Annotated in this window: 19 protein-coding genes; 6 read left to right on the top strand and 13 right to left on the bottom strand. The window is 67.7% G+C overall.

Annotated features, from left to right (window positions below; translation table 11 throughout):
• Positions 1–139: 139 nt before the first annotated feature.
• The 6 genes from HT578_RS17005 to HT578_RS16980 all read left to right on the top strand — a co-directional run bounded on the left by HT578_RS17005 (position 140) and on the right by HT578_RS16980 (position 9,202).
• Positions 140–2,575, top strand: a complete 2,436-nt coding sequence (locus HT578_RS17005; protein WP_213500810.1) for a glycoside hydrolase family 3 protein — start codon at positions 140–142, stop codon at positions 2,573–2,575.
• Between the two features lie 14 nt (positions 2,576–2,589).
• Complete coding sequence (locus tag HT578_RS17000; RefSeq protein WP_213500809.1) at positions 2,590–3,588, top strand: alpha/beta hydrolase; 999 nt, start codon at positions 2,590–2,592, stop codon at positions 3,586–3,588.
• Complete coding sequence (locus HT578_RS16995) at positions 3,585–4,379, top strand: GDSL-type esterase/lipase family protein (protein WP_213500808.1); 795 nt, start codon at positions 3,585–3,587, stop codon at positions 4,377–4,379. Before HT578_RS17000 ends, HT578_RS16995 begins: the two co-directional genes overlap by 4 nt.
• Positions 4,380–4,438: 59 nt before the next feature.
• On the top strand, positions 4,439–4,597 hold the full coding sequence (locus tag HT578_RS16990) for a hypothetical protein (RefSeq protein ID WP_213500807.1): 159 nt from the start codon (positions 4,439–4,441) through the stop codon (positions 4,595–4,597).
• A gap of 40 nt (positions 4,598–4,637) precedes the next feature.
• Positions 4,638–7,604, top strand: a complete 2,967-nt coding sequence (locus HT578_RS16985) for a TonB-dependent receptor (RefSeq protein WP_239026331.1) — start codon at positions 4,638–4,640, stop codon at positions 7,602–7,604.
• A 77-nt stretch (positions 7,605–7,681) separates the two neighbouring features.
• The gene (locus HT578_RS16980) at positions 7,682–9,202 is read left to right on the top strand and encodes a tryptophan halogenase family protein (protein WP_213500806.1); all 1,521 of its coding nucleotides are present in this window, start codon (positions 7,682–7,684) and stop codon (positions 9,200–9,202) included.
• 9 nt (positions 9,203–9,211) lie between these two features.
• On the opposite strand, the gene HT578_RS16975 is transcribed toward HT578_RS16980, so the two are convergent.
• Genes HT578_RS16975 through hybE form a run of 13 tightly spaced genes read right to left on the bottom strand, consistent with a single transcriptional unit; the run spans position 9,212 to position 23,658 of the window.
• Positions 9,212–10,495, bottom strand: a complete 1,284-nt coding sequence (locus HT578_RS16975; RefSeq protein ID WP_213500805.1) for a DUF3422 domain-containing protein — start codon at positions 10,493–10,495, stop codon at positions 9,212–9,214.
• A 17-nt stretch (positions 10,496–10,512) separates the two neighbouring features.
• Positions 10,513–12,852 carry a carbamoyltransferase HypF gene (gene hypF / locus HT578_RS16970; protein WP_213500804.1) on the bottom strand — a complete coding sequence of 780 codons (2,340 nt, stop codon included), beginning with the start codon at positions 12,850–12,852 and terminating at the stop codon, positions 10,513–10,515.
• The gene (locus HT578_RS16965) at positions 12,852–14,303 is read right to left on the bottom strand and encodes a nickel-dependent hydrogenase large subunit (RefSeq protein ID WP_213500803.1); all 1,452 of its coding nucleotides are present in this window, start codon (positions 14,301–14,303) and stop codon (positions 12,852–12,854) included. Before HT578_RS16965 ends, hypF begins: the two co-directional genes overlap by 1 nt.
• Positions 14,300–15,334 carry an NADH-quinone oxidoreductase subunit B family protein gene (locus HT578_RS16960; protein WP_213500802.1) on the bottom strand — a complete coding sequence of 345 codons (1,035 nt, stop codon included), beginning with the start codon at positions 15,332–15,334 and terminating at the stop codon, positions 14,300–14,302. The genes HT578_RS16965 and HT578_RS16960 overlap by 4 nt, the downstream gene beginning before the upstream one ends.
• Positions 15,331–16,713 (bottom strand): sensor histidine kinase, encoded by a 1,383-nt coding sequence (locus HT578_RS16955; protein ID WP_213500801.1) that lies wholly within the window; start codon positions 16,711–16,713, stop codon positions 15,331–15,333. The genes HT578_RS16960 and HT578_RS16955 overlap by 4 nt, the downstream gene beginning before the upstream one ends.
• 3 nt (positions 16,714–16,716) lie before the next feature.
• Positions 16,717–18,246, bottom strand: a complete 1,530-nt coding sequence (locus tag HT578_RS16950; protein WP_213500800.1) for a sigma-54-dependent transcriptional regulator — start codon at positions 18,244–18,246, stop codon at positions 16,717–16,719.
• Positions 18,246–19,292 (bottom strand): hydrogenase expression/formation protein HypE, encoded by a 1,047-nt coding sequence (gene hypE, locus HT578_RS16945; RefSeq protein ID WP_213500799.1) that lies wholly within the window; start codon positions 19,290–19,292, stop codon positions 18,246–18,248. The genes HT578_RS16950 and hypE overlap by 1 nt, the downstream gene beginning before the upstream one ends.
• Complete coding sequence (hypD, locus tag HT578_RS16940; RefSeq protein ID WP_213500798.1) at positions 19,289–20,455, bottom strand: hydrogenase formation protein HypD; 1,167 nt, start codon at positions 20,453–20,455, stop codon at positions 19,289–19,291. The genes hypE and hypD overlap by 4 nt, the downstream gene beginning before the upstream one ends.
• A complete protein-coding gene (locus HT578_RS16935; RefSeq protein ID WP_213500797.1) occupies positions 20,452–20,706 on the bottom strand; it encodes a HypC/HybG/HupF family hydrogenase formation chaperone in 255 nt (84 codons plus the stop codon). The genes hypD and HT578_RS16935 overlap by 4 nt, the downstream gene beginning before the upstream one ends.
• A gap of 12 nt (positions 20,707–20,718) precedes the next feature.
• The gene (gene hypB / locus HT578_RS16930) at positions 20,719–21,627 is read right to left on the bottom strand and encodes a hydrogenase nickel incorporation protein HypB (RefSeq protein ID WP_213500796.1); all 909 of its coding nucleotides are present in this window, start codon (positions 21,625–21,627) and stop codon (positions 20,719–20,721) included.
• Positions 21,627–21,968, bottom strand: coding sequence for a hydrogenase maturation nickel metallochaperone HypA (gene hypA / locus HT578_RS16925; protein ID WP_039388858.1), 342 nt, complete (start codon positions 21,966–21,968; stop codon positions 21,627–21,629). The genes hypB and hypA overlap by 1 nt, the downstream gene beginning before the upstream one ends.
• On the bottom strand, positions 21,968–22,987 hold the full coding sequence (locus tag HT578_RS16920) for a hypothetical protein (protein WP_213500795.1): 1,020 nt from the start codon (positions 22,985–22,987) through the stop codon (positions 21,968–21,970). The genes hypA and HT578_RS16920 overlap by 1 nt, the downstream gene beginning before the upstream one ends.
• Positions 22,987–23,658, bottom strand: coding sequence for a [NiFe]-hydrogenase assembly chaperone HybE (gene hybE, locus HT578_RS16915; RefSeq protein ID WP_213500794.1), 672 nt, complete (start codon positions 23,656–23,658; stop codon positions 22,987–22,989). The genes HT578_RS16920 and hybE overlap by 1 nt, the downstream gene beginning before the upstream one ends.
• Between the last annotated feature and the right edge of the window lie 20 nt (positions 23,659–23,678).

Raw genomic sequence — 23,678 nt, 5'->3', positions numbered from 1 at the left:
AGGCCGACTTTAGCAGGACTTCGCCAAAGGCAAAGGCGTAGCCTGGAGGATGCCAAAAATTTCACGTCAGCGAAAAATGGTAGCGCAATCATTCTGCATGCCCTACGGTTCCCGCGAAGAATTTCTGGATGAGGATGACATGAGGCGTTTCAACCGCATCGCGCAGGCGTTTGCGCTCAGTTCCTGCGCGGCGCTCGCGCTGGCCCAGCCTGCCCTGGGCGACGAGGCCCCCGCGCCCACTCCGGTGCACCCGGACAAGTGGCCCGCCGCCAAGAGCCCCGATTTCATCGATCCCGCGATCGAGGCGAAGATCACCAAGCTCATGGCTCAGATGTCTCTGCGCGAGAAGGTCGGCCAGATGATCCAGGCCGACACCGCCGCGATCACGCCTGAGGACCTGCGCGAATATCCGCTCGGCTCGATCCTCGCGGGCGGCAACTCGCCCCCGATCGGCGCGCCCGACCGCTCGCCCGCCGAGCCCTGGATCGCCACCAGCCACGCCTTCGATGCGGTCGCGCTGGAGAAGCGCAAGGGCCACGTCGCCATTCCCATCATCTTCGGCATCGATGCCGTTCACGGCAATTCCAATGTCGTGGGCGCCACGCTCTTCCCGCACAACAGCGGCCTTGGCGCGATGCACGACCCCGAATTGATGCGCGAGATCGGCCGGGCCACCGCCGCCGAAACCGCCGCGAGCGGCATCCACTGGGCCTTTGGCCCGACGCTCGCCGTGCCGCAGGACGACCGCTGGGGCCGCGCCTACGAAGGTTACTCGGAGAACCCCGCGCTCGTCGCCGCCTACGCCGCGCCGATGATCGAGGGCCTGCAGGGCGCGCCCGGCACACCCAACACCGTCCAGGCGGGCCGCGTCTCGGCCAGCGTCAAGCACTTCCTGGGCGATGGCGGCACCACCGAGGGCATCGACCAGGGCGACACCCAGGTCGACGAGGACACCCTCATCCGCATCCACGATGCGGGCTACCCCCCCGCCGTCGATGCCGGCACGATGACCGTCATGGCCTCGTTCCAGAGCTGGAACGGGATCAAGATGCACGGCAACAAGGCCCTGCTCACCGATGTCCTCAAGGGCCGCATGGGCTTCGACGGCTTCGTCGTGGGGGACTGGAACGGCCATGGCCAGATCCCCGGCTGCACCAACACCGATTGCCCCGACACCTTCAACGCCGGGCTCGACATGGCAATGGCGCCCGACAGCTGGAAGGGCCTGTTCAACTCGACCCTCAAGCACGCCGAGGACGGCACCATCCCGATGGCGCGCATCGACGATGCCGTGCGCCGCATCCTGCGCATCAAGTTCAAGCTCGGCCTGTTCGACGCGGCCCGCCCCTACGAGGCCAAGTGGCAGGACGTGATGGGTGCGCCCGAGCACCGTGCAATTGCCCGGCGCGCCGTGCGTGAGAGCCTCGTCCTCCTCAAGAACGAGGGCGTGCTGCCGATCAAGTCGAGCGCCAACGTCCTCGTCGCGGGCGATGCGGCCGACGACATCGGCCGCCAGTCGGGCGGGTGGACGCTTTCCTGGCAGGGCGATGGCAACACCAACGCCGATTTCCCGGGTGCAACCTCGATCTACGCCGGTATCGAGCAGGCGCTCGAAGCGGGCGGCGGCACGGCCACCCTTTCTGTCGACGGCAGCTTCTCGCAGAAGCCCGACGTCGCCATTGTCGTCTTCGGCGAAGAACCTTACGCGGAGCTTCGCGGCGACATCCGCAGCCTCGAATTCCAGCCCGGCGACAAGAAGGCTCTCGCGCTCCTTACCAAGCTGAAAGCGGCCGGGATCCCGACCGTCTCGGTCTTCCTTTCGGGCCGCCCGCTATGGGTAAACCCCGAGATCAACCAGTCCGACGCCTTTGTCGCGGCCTGGTATCCCGGTTCGGAAGGCGCAGGCGTGGCCGATGTTCTGGTGGGCGGTGCGACCGACTTCACCGGCGCCCTCTCCTTCAGCTGGCCCAAGCGCGCCGACCAGTTCCGCCTCAACCAGGGCAATGCGGACTACGACCCGCTGTTCGCGCTCGGCTATGGCCTGAGCTATGCGAAGAGCGCCCACGTGCCCGCCCTTGGCGAAGAGCCCGGGATCGACGCCAGCGCGACCAACACCAGCACCTACATCGCCGACGGCATTCTTGCGAAGCCCTTCACGATGGGCCTCGACGGCGCGGTTTCGCAGCGCCTGGTCGACAGCGCCGACCGGCAGGAAGGCGCGATCCGGCTTGACTGGACGGGCGAGGGCCAGATGCGCATCGACGGCCCCAACCTCAAGCTCGACCGCGAGGCGAATGCGGACATGAACGTCGAGGTGATCTACCGCCTCGACACCGCGCCGACGGCCCCCGTCACACTCTCGCTGGGTTCGGGCACGGTGCGCATCGACGAAGCGTTGGCGCAACCGGGCACATGGTCCTCGCTCAAGATCTCGCTGAAGTGCTTTGGCCAGCACGGCACGTATCTGGGCGGCATCACCAAGCCCTTCGCGCTCAAGGCCAAGGCGCCCTTCGCGGTCTCGATCTCGGACATGCGCATCGCCACCGACCCGGCCGGAACCGTCTGCCCCGAATAAGGAGGTTACGCGCGATGACCGCTTCCCACGCCACCTCGCGCCGGGCCCTGCTCGGCGGCCTCGCCGCGCTGGGCGTTGCGGCCACCGCGCGCAGCCGCCCCGCGCATGCGGGCCCCACGGCAATCACCACCTCTGGCCCGACGATCCCGCTCTGGCCGGGCAAGGCGCCCGGGGCCCCTGCCCGCCTGCCCGAACGCAAGGTCGCGCAAGGGAGCACGGACCCCAGCTTCGATGAGCGCATCGTCACCGGCGTCGGCACGCCCTGGCTCGAGGTGCGCCAGCCCGCCTACCGCAATGGTTCGGCGGTGCTGCTGATCCCGGGTGGCGGCTACGGCTTCCTTGCCTGGGACAACGAGGGCGAGGAGCAGGCCCGCTGGCTGACCCAGCGCGGCGTCACCTGCTTCATCCTCTCCTACCGCCTTCCCGCAGAGGGCTGGGCCAAGCGCGCCCTCGTGCCCTTGCAGGACGCGCAGCGCGCAATGCGGATCATCCGCGCACGCGCCAGCGAGTTCGCGCTTGATCCCAAGCGGCTGGCCGTGCTCGGCTTTTCGGCAGGCGGCCATCTGGGCGGCAGCCTTGCCACGCGCTTTGCCGAAGAGACCTATGCGCCGCTCGACGCGATCGACGAGGTCTCGGCCCGCCCCGACCTTGCCGGACTCATCTACCCGGTCATTTCGCTGGCCGAGCCTTTCACCCACGCCGGGTCGCGCGACAATCTGCTGGGGCAAGGCGCGCCCGCCAGCGATGCCGAATACGCCTCGGTCGAGAACCGCGTCGACGCACAGACCCCGCCGGTCTTCCTGACCGCGGCGAGCGACGATGGCCTCGTGCCGATCCAGAATTCGCTCGCGATGTACTCGGCGATGCTGGCGCAGCAGCGCCCGTGCGAGTTCCACGGCTTCGACAAGGGCGGCCACGGCTTCGGGGTCCGCCTCGATCCCGCCACGCCCGCCCACGCCTGGCCCGACCTGTTCTACGCCTACGGCCAGCGCCACGGAGTCTTCGCGGCATGAAACGCCTTGGCCTCCTACTCGCCGGAGCGGCCCTCCTGATCGCAGCGAACGCGCCCGCGCCCTACCAGTCGAGCCCGGAACGCCGCACCATCGAAGAGACCCGCGACTGGGGGCCCTGGGCCGGCCCGTTCCGCAACAAGCTCGTACCGTCCATGATGCGCGACTTCGGTGAGCGCTATCTCTACGCGCCCGCCAACGCGAAGCTCGCACCGCCTGCGCCAGGTGAACAGCGTGTCGTCTTCATGGGCGATTCGATCACCGACCTGTGGAACCTCGAACGCTTCTTCCCGGGCAAGCCCTATGTGAATCGGGGCATCAGCGCGCAGGTCACCGCACAGATGCTGGTCCGCTTCGAGCAGGACGTCGTCGCCCTGAAGCCCCGCGCCGTGGTCATCCTGGGCGGCGTCAACGATGTCTCGGGCATGCTCCAGATGGAGACCACCGAGGGCATCGTCAGCAACATCACCGCGATGGCCGACATTGCCGAGCGCCACGGCATCCAGGTCGTGCTCTGCTCGATCCTGCCGGTGACCAACACGCCCGAGGCGCAGTGGGTGGAGGCCGAACGCAAGCCCGCCCAGTTGCGCGCGATCAACGCCCACCTGCGCCAGCTTGCCGCCGCTCGCGGCTACGCCTTTGCCGATTACGCCCCGGCGATGAAGACCGACAAGGGCCTGCTGAAACGGGAATTCACGAAGGACGGCATCCATCCCAGCGCGGCGGGCTATGACGTCATGGCCCCCATCGCAGCAGCGGCGATCGCACGGGCCCTGAACGAGGGTACTCGCTAAGCGATCAGTTCACCCAAATCGGAGATTTCCAAGCGTTTTTCCAATAGGAAGCGCGCACCGTGACGCGTTCGCGCAACACTGCACCGACAAATGTTAGCGGTCATCATTTTGTGTTGCGCGGGTATTTCACCGGTGATAGTAGCCAGCGCCACGGCGCGGCAATCGTCAGCATTCGTACCTATAGTTTTGCCGCATCGCAAAATGATAGCGCTATCTAATAGATGCAGCGCAGCAGAGTTGGGACAGGAGGGCACCGAAATGGCAGCGTTCACTCGCATTCGTAACAGTTTCACCGGAATCCGTGGGGACATGCTCCTGCGCGCAGGCACGTCCGCGACCGCACTCGCGATCTGCGCCATGCCCGCGCTCGCCGCGGCCCAGGAGGCGGACACGCCTGCCGAAGCCACGCTGAACGAAGAGCAGGCGATCATCGTCACCGGCATCCGCGCCTCGCTCGAGAGCGCGATCGACCGCAAGCGCGACGCCGAAGTCGTCGTCGATTCGATCACCGCGCAGGACATCGGCGCCCTTCCCGACCGTTCGGTTTCCGAAGCGCTGCAGCGCATCCCGGGCGTCACCCTCCAGCGCACCAGCGAAGCGCGCGACCCCGCGCGTCTCTCGGGTGAAGGCGGCGGCGTCTTCATCCGCGGCCTGTCCTTCGTGCGCTCCGAGCTCAACGGCCGCGACGTGTTCTCGGCCAACAGCGGCAACTCGCTTTCCTTCGAGGACATCTCGGCCGATCTCATGTCGGGCGTGGACGTCTACAAGAACCCCTCGGCGGACATGGTCGAGGGCGGCATCGGCGGCACCATCGACCTGCGCACGCGCAAGCCCTTCGATGCACCGGGCTTCGTGGCTGCGGTTTCGGGCGACGTGAACTACGCGGACCTGCGTTCCAAGAGCTTCCTGTCGGGCAGCGCGCTCGTCAGCGACCGCTTCGACACGGGCCTGGGCGAAATCGGCGTCCTCGTCTCCTACTCGATCAGCAACATCGGCAACCGCACCGACTCGATCTCGGCCGACCGCTTCCTCCAGCGCGAGATGACCGAGGATGCCAATGGCTATGCCGAAGGCGACACGGTCTACGTCCCCAACAGCGTCGGCTTCCGCCGCATCGACTGGCAGCAGGAACGCCGCGCCTTCGACGCCTCGCTGCAGTGGCGTCCCTCGAGCACGCTTGAGTTCACGGCCGAGGCGCTGATCTCGACCGCCAAGCCGCGCGACACCGAATACTACATTGGCAACTCGACCCAGATGGACCCGACGACCCCGGGCTTCGTCTTTGGTGAGCAGAACCAGCTCGTCTCGGGCGTGGCCGACAACCAGCAGCCGCTGCTCGACACGCGCGCGGGCAGCCAGGACAAGAAGAACCAGGACTACTCGTTCAAGGCCCTGTGGGAGCCTGACAGCCACTGGACCGTCACGGCCGATGTCCAGTACTCGAAGTCGACCGCCAGCGTCTATTCGATGACCGCCTTCACCGGCACGGACGTGGGCACGACCTTCGACTTCGACCTCGACGGCAACACGCCCTACATGAACATGCGTCCCACCGACCCCTCGCAGTCGCTGGCGGAAAAGAGCGCGAACTGGTGGGCGGCCGCGATGGACCACCTCGAGGACAACGAGGCGGACCAATGGGCGATCCGCGGCGATGTGGAATACAAGTTCGACGAAGGCTTCCTGAAGTCGCTCAAGGTCGGCGGCCGCTGGTCGGACCGCACCGCGATCACGCGTCAGACCACCTACAACTGGGGTCTTCTTTCGGGCCAGTACTGGCTTCCGGGCAACGAAGTGCGCCTTGATGAAACCGGCTACCCGGGTGGCCCGCAGATCGCGGACCTGCCCAACCAGTCGACGTTCGTGGACTTCAACAACTTCTTCCGCGGCGAAGCCAGCAACCCGACTTCGGGCCTGTGGCTCCCCGCCCCCAGCCTCGTCAATCAGGGCACGGGCCATGCCTTCGATTACCTGGGCGCTACGCTCTCGAACGGTTGGGGCTGGGCTCCGCTCAGCGACGACTTCTCGCAGACCACCGGCCAGGGCGGCATCAACAACCAGGGCCAGGAAGTCCTCGCGGGTTACGCCATGGCGCGCTTCGGCATGGACTACAGCCCGGTCGGCCGCTTCGACGGCAACGTGGGTGTGCGTGTGGTCCACACCAAGCTCAACTCGCTGGGTTCGGCGATCAACGTCGGAACGCTGAGCGTCGACTGCGATTCGGCCACGACCGACTGCTCCGACTACGAACGTGCACTCGCGTTCGCCTCGGGTGACCTTGGCACCTCGATCACCTCGGGCAGCAACAGCTACACCGACGTCCTTCCCAGCTTCAACCTGCGCTACTTCGTGACCGACGACTTCCAGGTCCGCTTCGCGGCCTCGAAGGGGATCTCGCGTCCGACCTTCGCGCAGCTCAACCCATACACCTCGCTGAACTTCTCGTTCGACAACGACGGCAACCCCAACGGCACGGGCGTAGGCGGCGTAACCACCGCGTTCACCGGCACCGCGGGCAACCCGGACCTGAAGCCGACCCGCTCGAACAACTTCGACCTCAGCTTCGAGTACTACTACGGCCGCTCGAACAGCCTGACGCTGGCGCTCTTCTACAAGGAAATCAGCGACTACATCTTCGTCGGCCTGGAACAGCAGGAATACACCAGCGGCGGCGAAACGATCACCTTCGACGTCAACCGCCAGACCAACGGCGCCAAGGGCAAGATCAAGGGCTTCGAGCTGGCCTACACCCAGTTCCTCGACTTCCTTCCCGGACCGCTCTCGGGCCTGGGCTTCACCGGCAACCTGACCTACGTCGATTCGACCGGTGGCGCGAACTCCTCGGTCAACGTGTTCGATACCGCCAACGGCGAGAATGCGGGCCTCAACCTGCCGCTCGAAGGCCTCTCGAAGTGGTCCTACAACGTGGCCGCGATCTACGAGACGCCCGGCGTCTCGGCCCGCGTCGCCTACAACTGGCGCAAGAAGTACCTGCTGACCACCTCGGCGGCGAACATCAACTACCCGGTCTGGAACGACGACTACGGCCAGCTTGATGCCTCGATCCTGGTCAACGTGAACGAGCACCTGAAGGTCGGCGTGCAGGGCACCAACCTACTCACCTCGCGCACGTACCTGCGCGTGGGCGATCCCAGCTTCCAGCCGCGCTACAGCTGGACCGAGACCGACCGCCGCGTCGCCATGGTCGTGCGCACGCGCTTCTGATACCAGCTCCTCCCAAGGCCCCGGCTTTTTCCGCAAGGAAGACGTCGGGGCCGACTTCTGACGGGAGCAACATGCCAATGGCCGGACCCGATACCCCGCCTGTCCACTTCGTGATTGCCGGAGGCGGCAGTGCGGGCTGGATCTCGGCCGCGGTGCTGGCCCGTTTTCTGCCTCCCCCCGCCGCGCGGATCACCCTCGTCGAATCCGAGGACATCGGCATCATCGGCGTGGGCGAGGCCACTGTCCCCCTGATCGGCGAGCTCAACCGGTTTCTGGGCATCCACGAACCCGAGTTCGTGGCCGCCACCAACGGCACCTTCAAGCTGGGCATCGAGTTCGCCGACTGGGGCGAGATCGGCAACCGCCACTTCCACGGCTTTGGCGACTACGGCGCCGACATTGCCGGACTTCCCGTCCACCAGCACTGGCTGCGCCTTGCCCGCGAGGGTCAGATTCCGGCGCTGGGCGACTTTTCCATGGCCGAGGTGCTGGCCTCGCAGGACCGGTTCGTGCCGCACGAAGCGCTTTCGGGCGAGGCCGCGCAGTTCCGCCACGCCTTCCACTTCGATGCTGCACTCTACGCCGCCTACTTGCGCCGTCTGGCCGAGGGCATGGGCGTGACCCGCGTCGAAGGACGCATCGAGAATGTCGCGCGCGATGCGCAGAGCGGCCACGTCCGCGCGCTCCAGCTTTACGGGGATCGACGCGTCGAGGGCGACGTGTTCCTCGACTGCACCGGCTTTGCCAGCCTGCTCCTGGGCCAGGCGCAGGGCGTGGGCTTCGAGGACTGGAGCCAGTGGCTCCCCTGCGACCGCGCGGCGGCTGTTCCCTGCGCACGCGCCGGGCGCTTCACGCCCTTCACCCGCTCGAGCGCAAAAGAGGCGGGCTGGCAGTGGCGCATCCCGCTCCAGAACCGCACCGGCAACGGCCATGTCTATTCCAGCGCCCACATTTCGGACGACGAGGCTGTCGTGCAGCTCCTCGCCAGTCTCGACGGCGAGGCCCTGGCCGAACCGCGCCTGCTGCGCTTCACGCCCGGACGCCGCAACCGTTTCTGGGAGGGCAACGTAATTGCCATCGGCCTTGCCGCAGGCTTCCTCGAACCGCTGGAATCGACCGCGATCCAGCTGATCCAGACCGGCGTGACCCGGCTCGTCGAGTTCCTGCCCGGCAAGGTCCCCGATCCTGCGCTCGCGGCGGAATACAACCGCCAGACCGCGCTCGAGTACGAGCGCATCCGCGATTTCATCATCGCCCATTATTGCCGCACCCGCCGGACCGAGCCGCTCTGGCGCCAGGTCGCGGCCATGGACTTGCCGGGCACCCTTCGCGCCAAGCTCGACGCCTGGGATGCCTGCGGCCGCGTGCCGATGTACGATCTGGAATCGCACCAGGAACCCAGCTGGGTTGCCATCCTGCTGGGTCAGGGCGTGCTGCCGCGCGCGGTCAATCCGCGCACGCACCTGCTCCCCGAGAGGGACCTGCGCGCCCTTCTTGACCAGCGCCGCACCACGCTTGCCCGCGCCGCCGAGCGGCTGCCCGACCACGCGACCTTCATCGCCAAGACCTGCGCCGCAAAGCCTTCCCCGGCGGCATAGTACCCGCGCTCAGTCGAGGATGCGCTTCTTGAGGTGGTGCAGTCCCAGGTACATGCCGATCACCATGACCGGGGTCAGCGCGGCGACGACAAGGTGCGCATGGAAGTGCGGGGCCAGCAGTTCAACGCCCTCCAGCATGTGCGCGATAAGGCTAATCCCGTAGTAACTGAGCGCCACGACCGAGAGCCCCTCGACCAGTTGCTGCAGGCGCAGCTGCCGCGTGCTTGATCGCTCCATCGAGGCAAGCAGGCGTCCGTTCTGGTTCTCGATGCGGGTCTCGACGCGGGTGCGCAGCAGCGAGACCAGCCGCTCGGTGCGCTGGGCCAGCTGCTCCTCGCGGCGGCGATGGGCCGCGCAGGTGCGCACGGCGGGCAGGAAGCGGCGCTGGGTGAAGTCCGCAAGCGAGGGATGCCCCGGACAGGCGCGAATGTGGAGGCCCTCCAGCCGATCCTCGACGATGGTGGCGTAGGCCTCGGTCGCGCTCAGGCGGTAATCGGTCTCGGTCGAATGGGCGATCAGCTCCATCGAAAGGCGCGTGACCTCGCTCAGGAGATCATCGTCGCGCACTTCGGGGTCGGCGACCTGCGAGGTAAGATCGCTGAGTTCATCCTCGATCCGGTCAAGCAGCTTCCAGCCATCCTGCGCCACCGGCAGGCCGAGCAGCGCCAGGTTGCGGTAGTTGCCCAGTTCCTGCAGGCGCTGGACCGAGCGCGAGAGATCGCCGCCCGCCATACCGTTGGCCGCCACCAGAATCTGGCCGTAGCCCTCATCACGAAAGCGGAAATCGGACCACACCCGCGCGGCCTGTTCGCCGTCCTGGCAGGAGATATGGCAACTGACGAGGTCGAGCGGATCGTACCCCATCGCCGGGATCAGCGTGCGGGCGGCGTCCTCGTCGGGCACGATCAGCACGCGGATCGCGCGCAGGACCTTGCCCGGCATCCCCTTGGCCCAGCTCAGCGCTTCCAGCGCGGCCGGATCGGGCGCGAAGGTGCCCTGCGCGTCCACCAGCAGGCGGTCGATGAAGAGCGTCGTCGTGCTGGCCTCGCTCTGGCGCTCCCAGCCAAAGGCAATACCGGGCCCGAGCGATCCGGCGCGGTGGCGCGGGTTCTCGCTGCGCCCGGCGACACCGCCCGAGGGCAGTGTCTCGACACAGCGCAGTTCAGCCTCGCGCTGGTCCGGTTCGAGCACGCGCACGAACTGTATGATCGTGGAGGGCGCGCAGACGTGGGGCCAGCGCCGCAGGTGCATTTCCCCGACGATACGCCGCCTGAGGTCGTGTTCGTTCAGCATGTCCCTGTGTCCTCCTGTCAGTCCCCATCAAGCCGAGCTGCAGCAACCGCAACCTGCCCCAGCGAAAGCCCGCCATCGCCTGCCGGCACGCGGCGATGGACAAGCGGCACAGCGCCCGCATCCTCGACCCGCTGCGCCACCGCCTCGCGCAGGATGCGGTTGTTGAACACCCCGCCGCTCAGCGCCACCCGACCATGGGATAAGGACGCCTCCCCTGCGCCCGCCAGTGCGACAAGCGCATCAGCCAGTCCCAGGTGGAAGCGTGCAGCTATCATCCCACCCGGCACGCCCGCGCCCAGATCGCGCGCCAGCGCCCGCCACAGGTGCGCGAAGTCCAGCCGCGCAAGCCCCGCCGCATCATGGGTGAGCGCGAAGGCATAGCCGGTCTCCCCCGTCACGAAAGGCCGGGCCGCCGCCTCCAGCGCCATGGCCGCCTCGCCTTCGTAAGAAATGCTCGGCCCGCACAGGTCCAATGCCGCGGCCACCGCATCGAACAATCGCCCGCCCGAGGAACAGACCGGACTGTTGAGCCCCTGCGCAATGATGCGTTGCAGGACCTGGCGCGATGGTCCTGCAGGCACGCGCTCGGCCAGCACGGGCACCGCTTCGGCCCATGCGTCCCCGAAAGCATGAAGGAGGTGCGCGAGCAGGTTGCGCCAGGGCTGCTTCATCGCCGCCGCTCCGCCCGGGAGCGCCACGGCAGGCAGCGCGCCGGTCCGTTCGGCCCAGCCATAGCCGCCGCGCAGCACCTCACCGCCCCACAGCGTACCATCGCCGCCAAGGCCAAGGCCATCGCACACCAGGGCCGTGAGCGTCTCGCCCGCCTCGATGCCATTCTCGGCCAGACACGCCGCAAGGTGCGCGTGGTGGTGATCGACGGTGACAAGCGGAAGGCCCCGTTCTTGCGCCAGCGCCCTCCCGATCCGGGTGGAGGCATAGTCCGGGTGCCCGTCTACCGCGATCGCGCCCGGCGTGAAGGCATAGAGATCGCAGAAAAGGTCAAGCATACGCCGATAGTCGGCGCGCGCGACGGCGTCCTCCAGATCTCCGATATGGGGCGACAGGACGGCCTCGCGCCCGCGCAGCAGGCAGAAGGTCGCCTTGAGCTCGCCCCCCATGGCCAGGATCGGCATGGGCGCGGCGAGGGTTTCGGGCAGCAGGATCGGATCGGGCGCCAGTCCGCGTGCCCGGCGCAGCACCACGGGCCCACGCGCATCGAACGCCATCACGCTGTCGTCGATACGGTTGACGATGGCGCGGTCATGGCTAAGCCAGGAATCGGCGATCCCGGCAAGCTTGGCGTGCGCCTCGCCATCATCCGTCACCTGCGGCTCGTCGCTGCGGTTGCCCGAGGTCATCACCAGCGGCGCCTGCAGCGCATCCATCAGGAGGTGGTGGAGCGGCGTGTAGGGCAGCAGGAGCCCCAGGTGATCCTGCCCCGGTGCCACGGCCTCAGGCAAGGCAGGCCCGTCGCGGCGAAGCGGCAGGAGGACGACGGGCGCGGCCGGGCTCTCCAGCGCCTGCGCGGCTTCGTCCGACACTTCGCACAGCTCCCGCGCGGCTGTGAGCGAAGGAACCATGACCGCGAAGGGCTTGGCATCACGCGCCTTGCGCGTGCGCAGCTTCGCCACGGCCTCGGCATCGGTGGCAAGGCAGGCGAGATGGTAGCCCCCCAGCCCCTTGATCGCGACGATGCGCCCCTTTCGCAGCAGGTCGACGCTTCTCGCCAGCGGATCGGGCGCGCCCTTCCCTTCGCCGGTCAGCTCGAGCCGGGGGCCGCAGGCGGGGCAGGCGATGGGCTGGGCGTGAAAGCGCCGGTCCGCAGGGTCTGCGTATTCGCGCGCGCAAGGCTCGCACAGCGCAAAATCGGCCATGCTGGTGCGGGCTCGGTCATAGGGGAGCGCGGACATGATCGAGAGACGCGGCCCGCAATGCGTACAGTTGCCAAAGGCATAGCCGTGGCGCCGGTCAGCAGGATCGCGCAGTTCCGCGCGGCACGCCGGACAGGTCGCCGCATCGGGCACGATGCCCGTTGCCACCGCCCCGCCGCCACTGCGCGCAATCGCGAAGTCCTCACCGCAGGCGAACGGCGCAGTGTCCACGACCTCCACCGAGAACACGCGGGCGAGCGGCGGAGCCTCATGGCGCAACCGCGCCTCGAAACGGTCGAGCGCCTCGAATGGGCCTGCGACGCGCACAAGAACGCCCTCGCCATCGTTGGCAACGTCGCCCGCCAGCCCGAGCGCGTGGGCACATTGCCACACGAACGGACGATAGCCGACCGCCTGCACCTGTCCACGCACGCGCAGGACCTTGTAGCTGCGATCCACGGTGAGGGCATCGGTGACGCGCGCCATCAGTGCACCGTGCAGACCATGCAGGGGTCGAACGAGCGAACCACATGCTGTACCGCCACCGGCTCCTCTTCGCCGGGCCGGATCGGGGTTCCCTCCAGCGCCTGCTCCAAGGGGCCCGGAACACCCCGCTTGTCGCGCGGGCTGAAGTTCCAGGTGGTGGGCGCGATGATCTGGTAATGGTCGATCCGCCCTGCGTCCGCGCGCAGCCAGTGCCCAAGTGATCCGCGCGCGGCCTCGGTCAGGCCAGCGCCTTCCCCGGCCGGGGCCAGCGCGCTGTGGTCGATGAAGGGTGCCTCGGGATCGATCGCGGAAATCCACGTTTCCATCGCCGGTACGACGAGGGCGAGTTCGAGCATGCGCGCCACGATACGCGCGGTGACATTGCCGCCCTTGCGGGCCATATCGAGTGCGAGGGGATGGCCCTCCACGAGGAGGCGGGAGAGCGCGCCGACTTCCACCACCTGTCCACCCAGACGCGGCGCCTTGCACCACGAGTAGGCATCCTCGTTCTGCACGTCGGGCACCGGCGCATCGCGCAGCGGGCCCTTCGCTCCGGGGCCTTGCGCGTACCAGGCGTGGCTCACGTCCTCGGCGATGGAGGCGGTCTCGAGCGGCTGCACCGCGCCGGCCACCCACACCCCTTGCGCGAAGAGATGCCCTGTCCCCAGTTCATAGGCGCCAAAGCTCATGTGCGCGTTGCGCGTGCGCCCGAGCCGGTCCAGCTCCAGCGCGCGCGCCACCTGGAGGAACTGCGCAAAGTCGCTGCTGCGCCCCTCGCTCCAGGCGTGAAGAGCCTCGGCGCTTGCCAGCTCGCCCACGGCTTCCAGGCTGTCCCCGAAGAGCGTGGCTTCCAGGTACTGGCGAAAGCGGCGGATGAGGGTGAGGACCTGGACCTTCTCAGGCCGCGAGATCGCCCGGGTCGAGCCGCCAGGCTGGATCGAGAGCGTGTGCGGCCACTTGCCCGCCAGCAGCCCCATGATCTCCATCCAGCTGGCGCGCGCCTGCAAGGCCTCGCGCACAGCACTGCCCGTGATCGCACGAAAGCGCGCGGCGATGCCCTCGTACCAGGGCTCTGCTGCGTACACCTCGCGCGCGAAGTCGGGCATGAAGAAGAGGTGGAAGTGGGTGAAGTGATCGGCTAGGTTCTCGACCGCGTGGACGAGGTTCACCGCATGCGCTCCAGCCTCGGGCAGGGCAGCCGGACTGAGCTTCGCCAGCGCGCGCGCCGCGGCGACCGACTGCGAGACCGAGCAGATCCCGCAGATGCGCGGCGCATAGACCAGCGCGTCGTGGACCGGCTTTCCCACCAGCATGCGCTCGAACCCACGGTAGAGCGGCGAGGAAACCTCGGCGCTGACCACCGTGTCGAGGCTGGTGTCGAGGCGTACTTCCAGATCGCCCTCGACCCGATTGAAGGGCCCCATGATGAGGCGCGTGCCCTCCCCGCTCATCGCTTGCCCTTGCCCGGCTTGGCCGCAGCTGCGTCACGCGCCTTATCCCTGGGCAACGTCACCATGCGGTCGCGCGCGGCGTTGTCCTTCAGGCGTGCGGGCGTGGCCGCCTTCGACAGCGAGGCGAGCGCGACGAACCAGGCCTTGGGCATGTCGGTTGGCAAGCCCACCGGGATGCCGGAGATCTTGGGCGTCTGGGTGAATTCATGGCCCGGCTCCTCGAAACCCGGCGCGGTGCAGTTGATGCAGGGATAGTTGCCATCCAGGCAGGAGCCCGAGCCGTTCCAGGCGCGGATGTTGCAGTCCGCGCGCGCCTGCGTGCCCTTGCAGCCCAGGTGCTCCATCATGCAGCCCATGTCGCACAGGTTCTCCGCGCTCGCCTTGAACTCGTAGAACTCGTTGCGCGCGCATCCATGGTGGACAAGATGCCCGGTGTAGGCGAGCGGCCTTTGCCACTCGTCGATATCGCGTTCATCGAAGACCCCTGCCGCAATCTGCTGAACGGTCTGGGTAAACCAGTCGGGGTGGATCGGACAGCCCGCAATGTTGATGACCGGCAGGCCCTTGCCCGAACGAAATTCGGGGCCCAGCAAACCGCCCGCCTGGCGTCCGTCGTAGGCAAGCCCCACCGCACCGACCTCGTTGCCGCCCGCCGCCGTGATCCCGCCGAAGGCCGCGCAGCTGCCAACCGCCAGGACATAATCGGCCCGAACCGCCACGCGCTCGATCACGCGCATCATCGCCTCGTCGGTTCCGGCCATGCGGTGAAACAGGCCGGTGCCATCGGGGCCGGTCATCACCGAACCTTCGAGGCAGAAGATGTCGAGAGGTTCCTCTCCAGAGGCCACCGCCTCGATCCGCGCGCGCGCCTCGCGTCCGCTGGCCGCGCTCAGCGACGGGTGCCAGACGATCTCCACCCCGGCCAGTTCCAGGGCCGAGACGAGATCGGGCCCCTGCGCGCCGAGCAGCGAAAGCGTACAGCCCCCGCAGCCCCCCGATTGCAGCCAGAGCAGGCGCACGGGCCGCGTCATGGCGTGCCCTCGCCAGCCGGAAGCGCGAGGATGAACGAGGCGCCCCCCGACGCGTTCTCGGCGTAGGCAAGGCTGCCGCCCAGCTTAGCGGCCATGTTGTAGCTGACGTAGAGCCCCAGCCCCGTACCCGAACCGATCGGCTTGGTGGTAAAGAAGGGTTCGAAGATCTTGTCCCGATTGGCGGGCGCGATGCCCGGTCCGTTGTCCGCCACCTCCAGGTAGACCAGCGCGCCCTCCCGCCAGGCCGTCACCTGCACCTCGCCGGCCTCGCGCCCCTCCAGCGCGTCGCAGGCGTTCTGGATCAGGTTTACCGCGATCTGGTGCAGCTGGCCCTTGCGGCTTGTCACGTCGAGCGGATCGGGTAGCTCGAAGTGGAAGTCGGGCCGCGCGCGCTGGGCCTTGGCCACCCATTCCGCCGCCGTGCGCACAAGCCGGGTGAGATTGAAGGTCTCGGGCGTCTCCTCCTGATTGGAGGAAAAGCGCCGCAGGTCCTGGACGATGTCGCGCACGCGCTCGGCACCTTCCAGCGTCCCGTCGACGAGTGGGCCGATGTCTTCGAGGATACGGTCGATGCGCAACTGCGTGCGCAGCGCCTCCAGTTCGGGGTCGGAGGGCGCGCGGCCCGTCGCCTCCAGATAGCGCGCGATTGCCTCGCCGTAGCGCTTGAGCGCGTACATGTTGCCGAAGACAAAGCTGATCGGGTTGTTGAGCTCGTGCGCGACGCCCGCGACAAGGCGGCCGAGTGCGGCCATCTTCTCGCTCATCAGGAGCTGTTCCTGCGTGCGCTTCAGCGTGCTGTGCGCCTCGTCGAGTTCGCGGTAGGCGCGCTGCAGTTCGCCCAGCGGCCGCCCCACGAAGACGAAGCCGCAAGAGCGCACACTTCCCTCGCGGCGCGGGGCGATGTTGGTGGAGATGAGGCCAAGCGCTCCGCCGGGCATCTGGAGGTGCCATTCGCGCTGGTCGACCAGCGTGCCCGCGCGCACCTCGTTCATGGCCGCATGCACGTCCTTGCGCTCGCCGGGCGCAAAGAGCGCCTCGACCTCGCGCCCGAGCAGCGCCTCCTCGCTCTCCCCCAGGATGCGGACGAGCGCGCGGTTGGTGCGCAGGATATGCCCCTCGGCATCGCAGGCGATGACGACATCGGTCATGGCATCTAGTACCGAACCGATGAAGTCGTGCGCCTCGCCCAGTTCGCGGTGCTGTTCCTCCAGCGCGGTCTGCGATTCCACGAGCTCGGAATAGACCGCATCCATCTGCTGGATGACCTCGATCCAAAGCTCCTCGCCGCCGCCCTCGCCAAGGGCCCCGGCGATCCCGTCGATCCCGCCCGCCAGCAGCGGCGGGGGTGTCGGGGTCCCTCGGTGTCCCTGGTCCGCCACGGATCAGTGCGCCACGCGGCGGGCGATGGGATGGACGTTCTCAAGCCCGTAGCGGTCGAGCTTGGAGCGCAGCCCCACGCGCGAGAGGCCCAGTTCACGCGCAACCTGGCTCTTGTTCCAGCGATGGCGGATCAGCGCGTCGCGGATCATCTCGGCCTCCAAAGCCTCGACCCGCTCCTTGAGCGTACCGCTCTCCTGGGCGCCCGAACGGGGTGCGTGAGCCGGGCTCTCGGCAGGCGCCTCGTTCGCGGTCTCGACGCGCAGGGCGGCCCCTTCGCCGCCGCGGCGCACGCGCGAGGAGAGGACATCGACATCGAGCCAGTCGCCCTCACGCCCGCGCACCACCATGCGCTGCACCTCGTTCTGGAGTTCGCGCACGTTGCCCGGCCAGGGATAGGCAACGAGCCGCGCCATGGCCGCCTCGCTCACGCCCCGGACCGGCTTGTCCATGGACTTCGTCGCCTGCCCGAGAATGGCCTCGACAAGAACCGGCAGGTCGCAGGTACGGTCCTTGAGGTCAGGCAGGCGCACGATCATCCCGGCAAGGCGGTAGAACAGGTCCGCACGGAAGCGCTTGGCCCGCACTTCCTCGTCGAGGTTGCGGTTGGTCGCCGCGATCACGCGCACATTGACCTTGCGCGTGACGGTTCCGCCAAGCGGGCGCACCTCGCCCTCCTGCAGCACGCGCAGCAACTTGACCTGGAAAGCGGCCGAAACCTCGCCAATCTCGTCGAGGAAGACGGTGCCACCATCGGCGCGCTCGAACAGGCCGATGTGGTCGGCAACCGCGCCGGTAAAGGCGCCCTTGCGGTGGCCGAAGAGCTCGCTTTCCAGCAGCTCGTCGGGCAGCGCGCCGCAGTTCTCGACCACGAAAGGCTTGTCCCAGCGGTGCGAGCCATAGTGCAAAGCCCGCGCGGCGAGTTCCTTGCCGGTGCCCGATGCGCCGAACAGAAGGACGGGAAGGTCATACGGAGCGACATCGGCCAGCTGGCGACAGACATCCTCCATCGGGCTGCCCGGCGCGCGCACGATGCCGTCCTCGAAGCTGTAGGCACGGCGCAGCTTGTCGCGCCTCTCACCCACCAGCTTGTCGGCCGCTTCGGGCAGCATCTTAAGTTCGATGGCGAGCAGGTCATTCTGGCGCTGGAGGTCGAACAGGCGGCAGGCGGCCTTCAGCGTCAGCAGCAGGTTGTCGGGATGCCAGGGCTTGGTGATGTACTGGAAGATCCCCGCGTCATTGATGCCATCGATGATGTCGTGGGCGTCGGTGTAGCCCGAGATGATCATGCGGATCACGTCGGGCCAACGGGTCTTCACCTCGGTCAGGAAGTCGACGCCGGTGCGTTCGGGCATGCGCTGGTCGCACAGGATGACGTGGACGTTCTGCGCCTCCAGGTGCCGCTCGGCCGCCGCCGTACTGGCGGCGGTCAGGACCTCGAAATCGTGGTCGAGAATGCGGCGCAGCGATTCGAGCGAGCGGATCTCGTCGTCGACGACAAGCACCACCGGCAAGCTGGAGACGGAATCGGGCATCAGCAGATCCTCGGCAATTGTTCGCCCGAAAGCCAGTCGACAATGCGCGTGCCCCCGATCGCGGTGGTCATGCGCACGAAGCCGGGCTCTTCGGCCGTGACCGTACCGATCCGCGCGGCATCGGTGCCCTCGCCATGGGTGCGCATGATGGCGAGCAGCGTTTGCGCATCGGCTTCCTCGCAGATGCAGACCAGCTTGCCCTCGTTGGCGATGTGGAGTGGATCGAGGCCAAGCAGCTCGCAGGCCGAGGCGACCTCGCCCTTCACCGGGATCGCCGCTTCTTCGATCAGCACGCCCAGCCGCGTGCCCTCGACCAGTTCGTTGAGCGTGGAGGAGAGCCCGCCGCGCGTGGGATCGCGCAGCAGCGCGATGCCCGGCACCGCGGCCACCATGTCGGCGACCATGTGGTGGAGCGCGGCGCTGTCAGAGGTGATCGTGGTCTCGAACTCCAGCCCCTGGCGCTGCGACATGATCGCGACGCCATGATCGCCCAGCGTGCCCGAAAGGAGGATCGCCTGGCCGGCGGCAAGCCGGTCCGGGCCGATCTCGACACCGTCCGGCACGACGCCGATGCCAGTGGTGGTGATGAAGACGCCGTCGCCCTTGCCCCGCTCGACAACCTTGGTGTCCCCGGTGGCGATGGGCACCCCGGCGCGGCGGGCGGCTTCGCCCATCGAGGCGGCAATACGTTCGAGGTCGGCAAGCGGGAAGCCCTCCTCGATCACGAAGGCGGCCGTCAGCGCGATCGGCTGCGCGCCCCCCATCGCCACATCGTTGAGCGTACCATGGACGGCGAGCGAACCAATGTCGCCGCCGGGGAAGAACAGCGGCGAGATCACGTGCCCATCGGTCGAGACGACGATGCGCCCGGCCGGACGGTCCAGCCGCGCCGCGTCATGGCCCTGCTCCAGTAGCGGGTTCGCGAAATGGGGCGCGAAAACAGAGGCAATGAGTTCGCTTGTCGCCCGACCACCCCCGCCGTGGCTCATCGTCACGCGCGCGTCCGCGTGAAAGCGCTTGGCGCGGATCGGCTGCATCGCGGTCATGCGGCCTGCTCCGCCATGGCCTTGTCCTTTGCCATCTCGGCCAGTGTCTCGGCGCGGCGGTACGTCCAGTAGGCCGCGCACGAGCCTTCGGAGCTGACCATGCAGCTGCCCATCGGGTTGTCGGGCGTGCACACGTTGCCGAAGAGCTTGCAGTCCTTAGGCTTCTTCACCCCGCGCAGGATCGCGGGACATTCGCACGACTTGACCTCGCGCGAGGTCTTTTCGCTCAAGTCAAAGCGCGCCTCGGCATCGAAGGGGGCATAGGCGGGCCGGATCGCAAGTGCGCTCCTGGCCACCATGCCAAGCCCGCGCCATTCGAAGGCCGGGCGCAGCTCGAAGATTTCGTCGACGAGGTCCTGTGCCTTGGTGTTGCCCTCGCGCGTGACGACACGCGCGTACTGGTTCTCCACCTCGACGCGGCCTTCATTGACCTGGCGGATCAGCATGAGCACCGACTGCAGGACGTCGAGCGGCTCGAACCCTGCAATGACCACCGGCTTGCGGTAGGTCTCGGAGAGAAACTCGTAGGGCCTGGAGCCGATCACGGTCGAGACGTGGCTGGGGCCCAGGAACCCATCGAGATGCACGGCCTCCTCGGGATCGATGTCGGGCGCATCGAGGATATGGCGGATCGCCGCGGGCGTCAGCACATGGTTGCAAAAGACCGAGAAATTGGTGAGCCCTTCGTCCGCAGCCTGCCGGATGGCGAGCGCGGTGGGCGGGGTCGTGGTCTCGAAACCGATGCCGAGGAACACGACCTGCCGGTCCGGGTTCTTGCGCGCGATATCCAGCGCATCGAGCGTGGAATAGACCATCCGCACGTCCGCGCCTTGTGCCTTCACGCTCAGGAGCGAGCGCCGCTTCGAGCCGGGCACGCGCAGCATGTCTCCGTAGGAGCACAGGATCACGCCGTGCCGCTCGGCCAGTTCGATCGCATCATCAAGGCGGCGGATCGGCAGGATACAGACGGGGCAGCCCGGACCGTGGACGAAGTGGACGTTGCCGGGCACGAGGTCCTGCACGCCGTACCGGAAGATCGCGTGGGTGTGCCCGCCGCAAAACTCCATGAAGTTGTAGCTGCGTGCCGGATCGGCCTCGGCCCGGATTGCGGCGGACAGCTTTTCGGCCAACGCGCGGTCGCGGAACTCCTCGACGTACTTCATGCAGCGTCTCCCGCGATCTCGTCCAGTTCGGCCTCGAGCAGTCCGCCCTCGGCCATCATTGCCAGGGTCCGCTCGGCCTCCTCCTCGCTGATCTTGTGGAGCGCATAGCCGACGTGAAGGAGGACGTAATCGCCCACCGCAACCTCATCGAGCAGCGCGACGGACACGGTCTTGACCACCCCGCCCAGCGACACGGTGGCCATGTCGTCGGCAAGGACGGCGGTGACAAGAGCGGGAATGGCAAGGCACATGGCGTGAAGGTCCTATTGAGCCGCGAGCGGCGCGTTGGCAGGCAGCGTGGCCGAAGCCATCATCGCCCCGCCCTTGAGCCACTGCATCCAGGCTTCCATCCCCTCACCCGAGCGTGCCGAGACGCGCAGCACGCGGGCGCGTGGATTGACCCGGCGTACGTTGGCCTCGGCCTCCTCGATATCGAAATCGAGGTAGGGCAGAAGGTCCACCTTGTTGAGGAGGACAAGGTCGGAGGCGGCGAACATGTCGGGATACTTGAGCGGCTTGTCCTCACCCTCGGTGACCGAGAGGATCGCCACCTTGTGCGCTTCGCCAAGGTCAAAGCCGGCCGGGCAGACCAGATTGCCGACATTCTCGATCAGGAGGACCGAGCCTTTGGCTGGCTTCAGGCTTTCCACCGCGTGGCCCACCATGTGCGCATCGAGGTGGCAGCCCTTGCCGGTGTTGACCTGGATCGCGGGAACGCCCGTTGCGCGGATGCGGTCGGCATCGGCGCTGGTCTGCTGGTCGCCCTCGATGACGGCGAGATCGAGCGTGTCCTTCAGGGCCTCCAGCGTCTTGCACAGAAGCGTGGTCTTGCCCGAGCCGGGTGAGGAAACGAGGTTGAGCACGAACATGCCATCGTGCGCGAACTGCGCGCGATTGGCCTGCGCATAGCCATTGTTCTTGCCCAGGATATCGGCTTCGAGCTGGATCAGGCGGGTCTGGCTCATCCCCGGGACCGAGGTCCCCGCCGCGCCCGTGCCATAGTGCAGATCGCCGTGCTCACCATGGTGGTGATGGCCCCCGTGATCGTGATCGTGATCGTGGTGGTGATGCCCATGGTCGTGATGGTGGTGGTGATCGTGGCTGTGCGCATGGGCCTGCGCCTTGCCCTCGATCCGGGTTTCCCCGTCGCTACAGCCGCACACAGTACACATCAGAAGACCTCCAGTTCACGAATGCTCAGGTTCTCGCCGCCCGTCACCTGCAGCTGGTAGCTGCCGCAATGCGGACAGGCGTCGTAGCGCTGCGCGATCTCGACTTCGCGCGCGCAGGGCAGGCACCAGCCCTGCCCCTTGGATTGGTGGATCTCGAGCCGCGCCTCCTCAGCGAGGGACCCGCGCATCACGACATCGAACCCGAAACGCAGCGCCTCGACCTCGACGCCGGAGAAGGCCCCGACATCCAGCGCGACCCGCTCGACCCGGGTAAAGCCCTGGGCGCCAGCCTGCTCCTCGATGATCTGGCGGATGGATTCGCACAGCGCCATCTCATGCATCAGAGCGCTCCCTGCTTGGCCAGCGCGGCGAAGGTGAGGCGATACTCCATGCAGGGATCGATTGCGGCGACGACCTCGCGCATGACCGCCTCGCGCTGTTCGCATGGCCAGGAGAGCGTACCGTCGGCCACGGTCTGCAACCACATGCGGCCCGGCCCATAGGGCGCGAAGGCGACATCGGTAGGCGAGCGCATCTCGCACCGCGCGATACGCCCATCGGCCACCTCGACCTCGTGAACAAGGGTTCCGCGCGCGCAGGCGATCTCCGCCCGGCCATGGCCGGGCGCGTGGGACCGCGCGGCAAGAAATGCGGCGTGGGGCATGCCAGCAATGTAGGGGGCTGCCAGCCGGGCGAGCTCGAACAGGCGCGCCGCGTGGTGGGCGGCAAGGCTTCCGGGATCGAGCTGGGCGACGAACACCTGCGCCGCGCAGCGCTCGACCGGACTTCCCGGCGCGGGCGCGGGATGGGGCGGCACCTCGCTCGCATCGATGGCGCGTGCCAGCAGCCGCGCGGCGGGCGTTGCGCCTGCGAAGGCCCAACGCAACGTGGCACCGCCGCCTGTCTGCTCTGCGAGCCACTGCCCCGGCGAGCATCCGAAAACCGCCCGCGCCAGCACCTCTTCAAGCGCCCCGGCGTCCCCGGCACCTCGCGTGGCCGCCAGCAACGCCGCCGCCGCCGCATGGGCCGGGCCTTCGCCCAGAAGCGCGGGCCAGCCCAGGAGGATGTGGAGCCCGGTCTCGCGTACCGCCTCCAGGCTGACGCCTTGGCGGGCCGTCTCCAGCTCGGCCCCGTCGATTTGGAGGTTCTGCGCCGCCGCAAGCGCCAGACGGCAGGCCAGTTGCTGGGCCTCTACGCAGATTGCGAAGAGCCGCCCGATCATCGCGGGCATCGCGTCCGCACGCGCGCCCGTCACCAGCCGCGCGACCGGGCCGGTGCCCGCATAGTCGATGAAGATCGGCTCGCCCTCACCCGGGCCGGGCAAAGGCACGTCGATGCGAAGGAAAGGCCCCTGCGCCATCAGCCCTGCTGCTCCTCGCTGCGCCGCAGACCGAACAGCGCGCGCCGGTCGAGACTGCGAGGCGCGTCGGTTTCCAGCTCGGGGCTCTCGGCAATGCGCGCCTCCGCCTCGGCCGCAGCATCGGCTTCGGCCTCGCGTGCCTCGATAGCCGCAAGCCGCGCATCCAGAGTGCCATGGCTTTCGGGACGCACCATCGCGGCGCGGAATTCCTCCGAGGGTCCCGATTGCCCCGCCTCGTTCCCACGCGCGCCTTCGGGGGCGTCGAACAGCAGGTCGAGCGAAACGTCGGCGGTCTCCACCGCGCCCTCCATGTCGGCGAACTCGAACATCGGCGAAAACAGCGAACAGCTCCAGTGCCAGCCCAGGCCAAGCTCGTGCCCCGCGATGCCCTCGTAGGTCCCCGAGGGCAACGCGAAGGTGCGCGAACTGCCAATGCGCGGCGGGATCCCGCCACCCGGCGAACCCGGCGCATTCACGGGAAGGAACAGGAGATTCATGAACCAGGGCGTGACCAGAATACCGACATGGTTCTCCCCATAGCGCCGCAAGCCGCGCATCGAAACACCGAGACGGGGATTGAGTATGCCGATGTCCGCCATGCGCGTGCGGGCGATGGTCTCGTAAAGACCTTCGATCCGAGCAGAGAGATCGGACATGGAGAGATCAGACATGCGAAGTTCGCTCAGGCCAT

This window comes from Novosphingobium decolorationis (assembly GCF_018417475.1).
Taxonomy (GTDB): Bacteria; Pseudomonadota; Alphaproteobacteria; order Sphingomonadales; family Sphingomonadaceae; genus Novosphingobium; species Novosphingobium decolorationis.
Note: the sequence above shows the minus strand (reverse complement) of the source record. Positions and strands in the feature narration are given on the sequence as shown.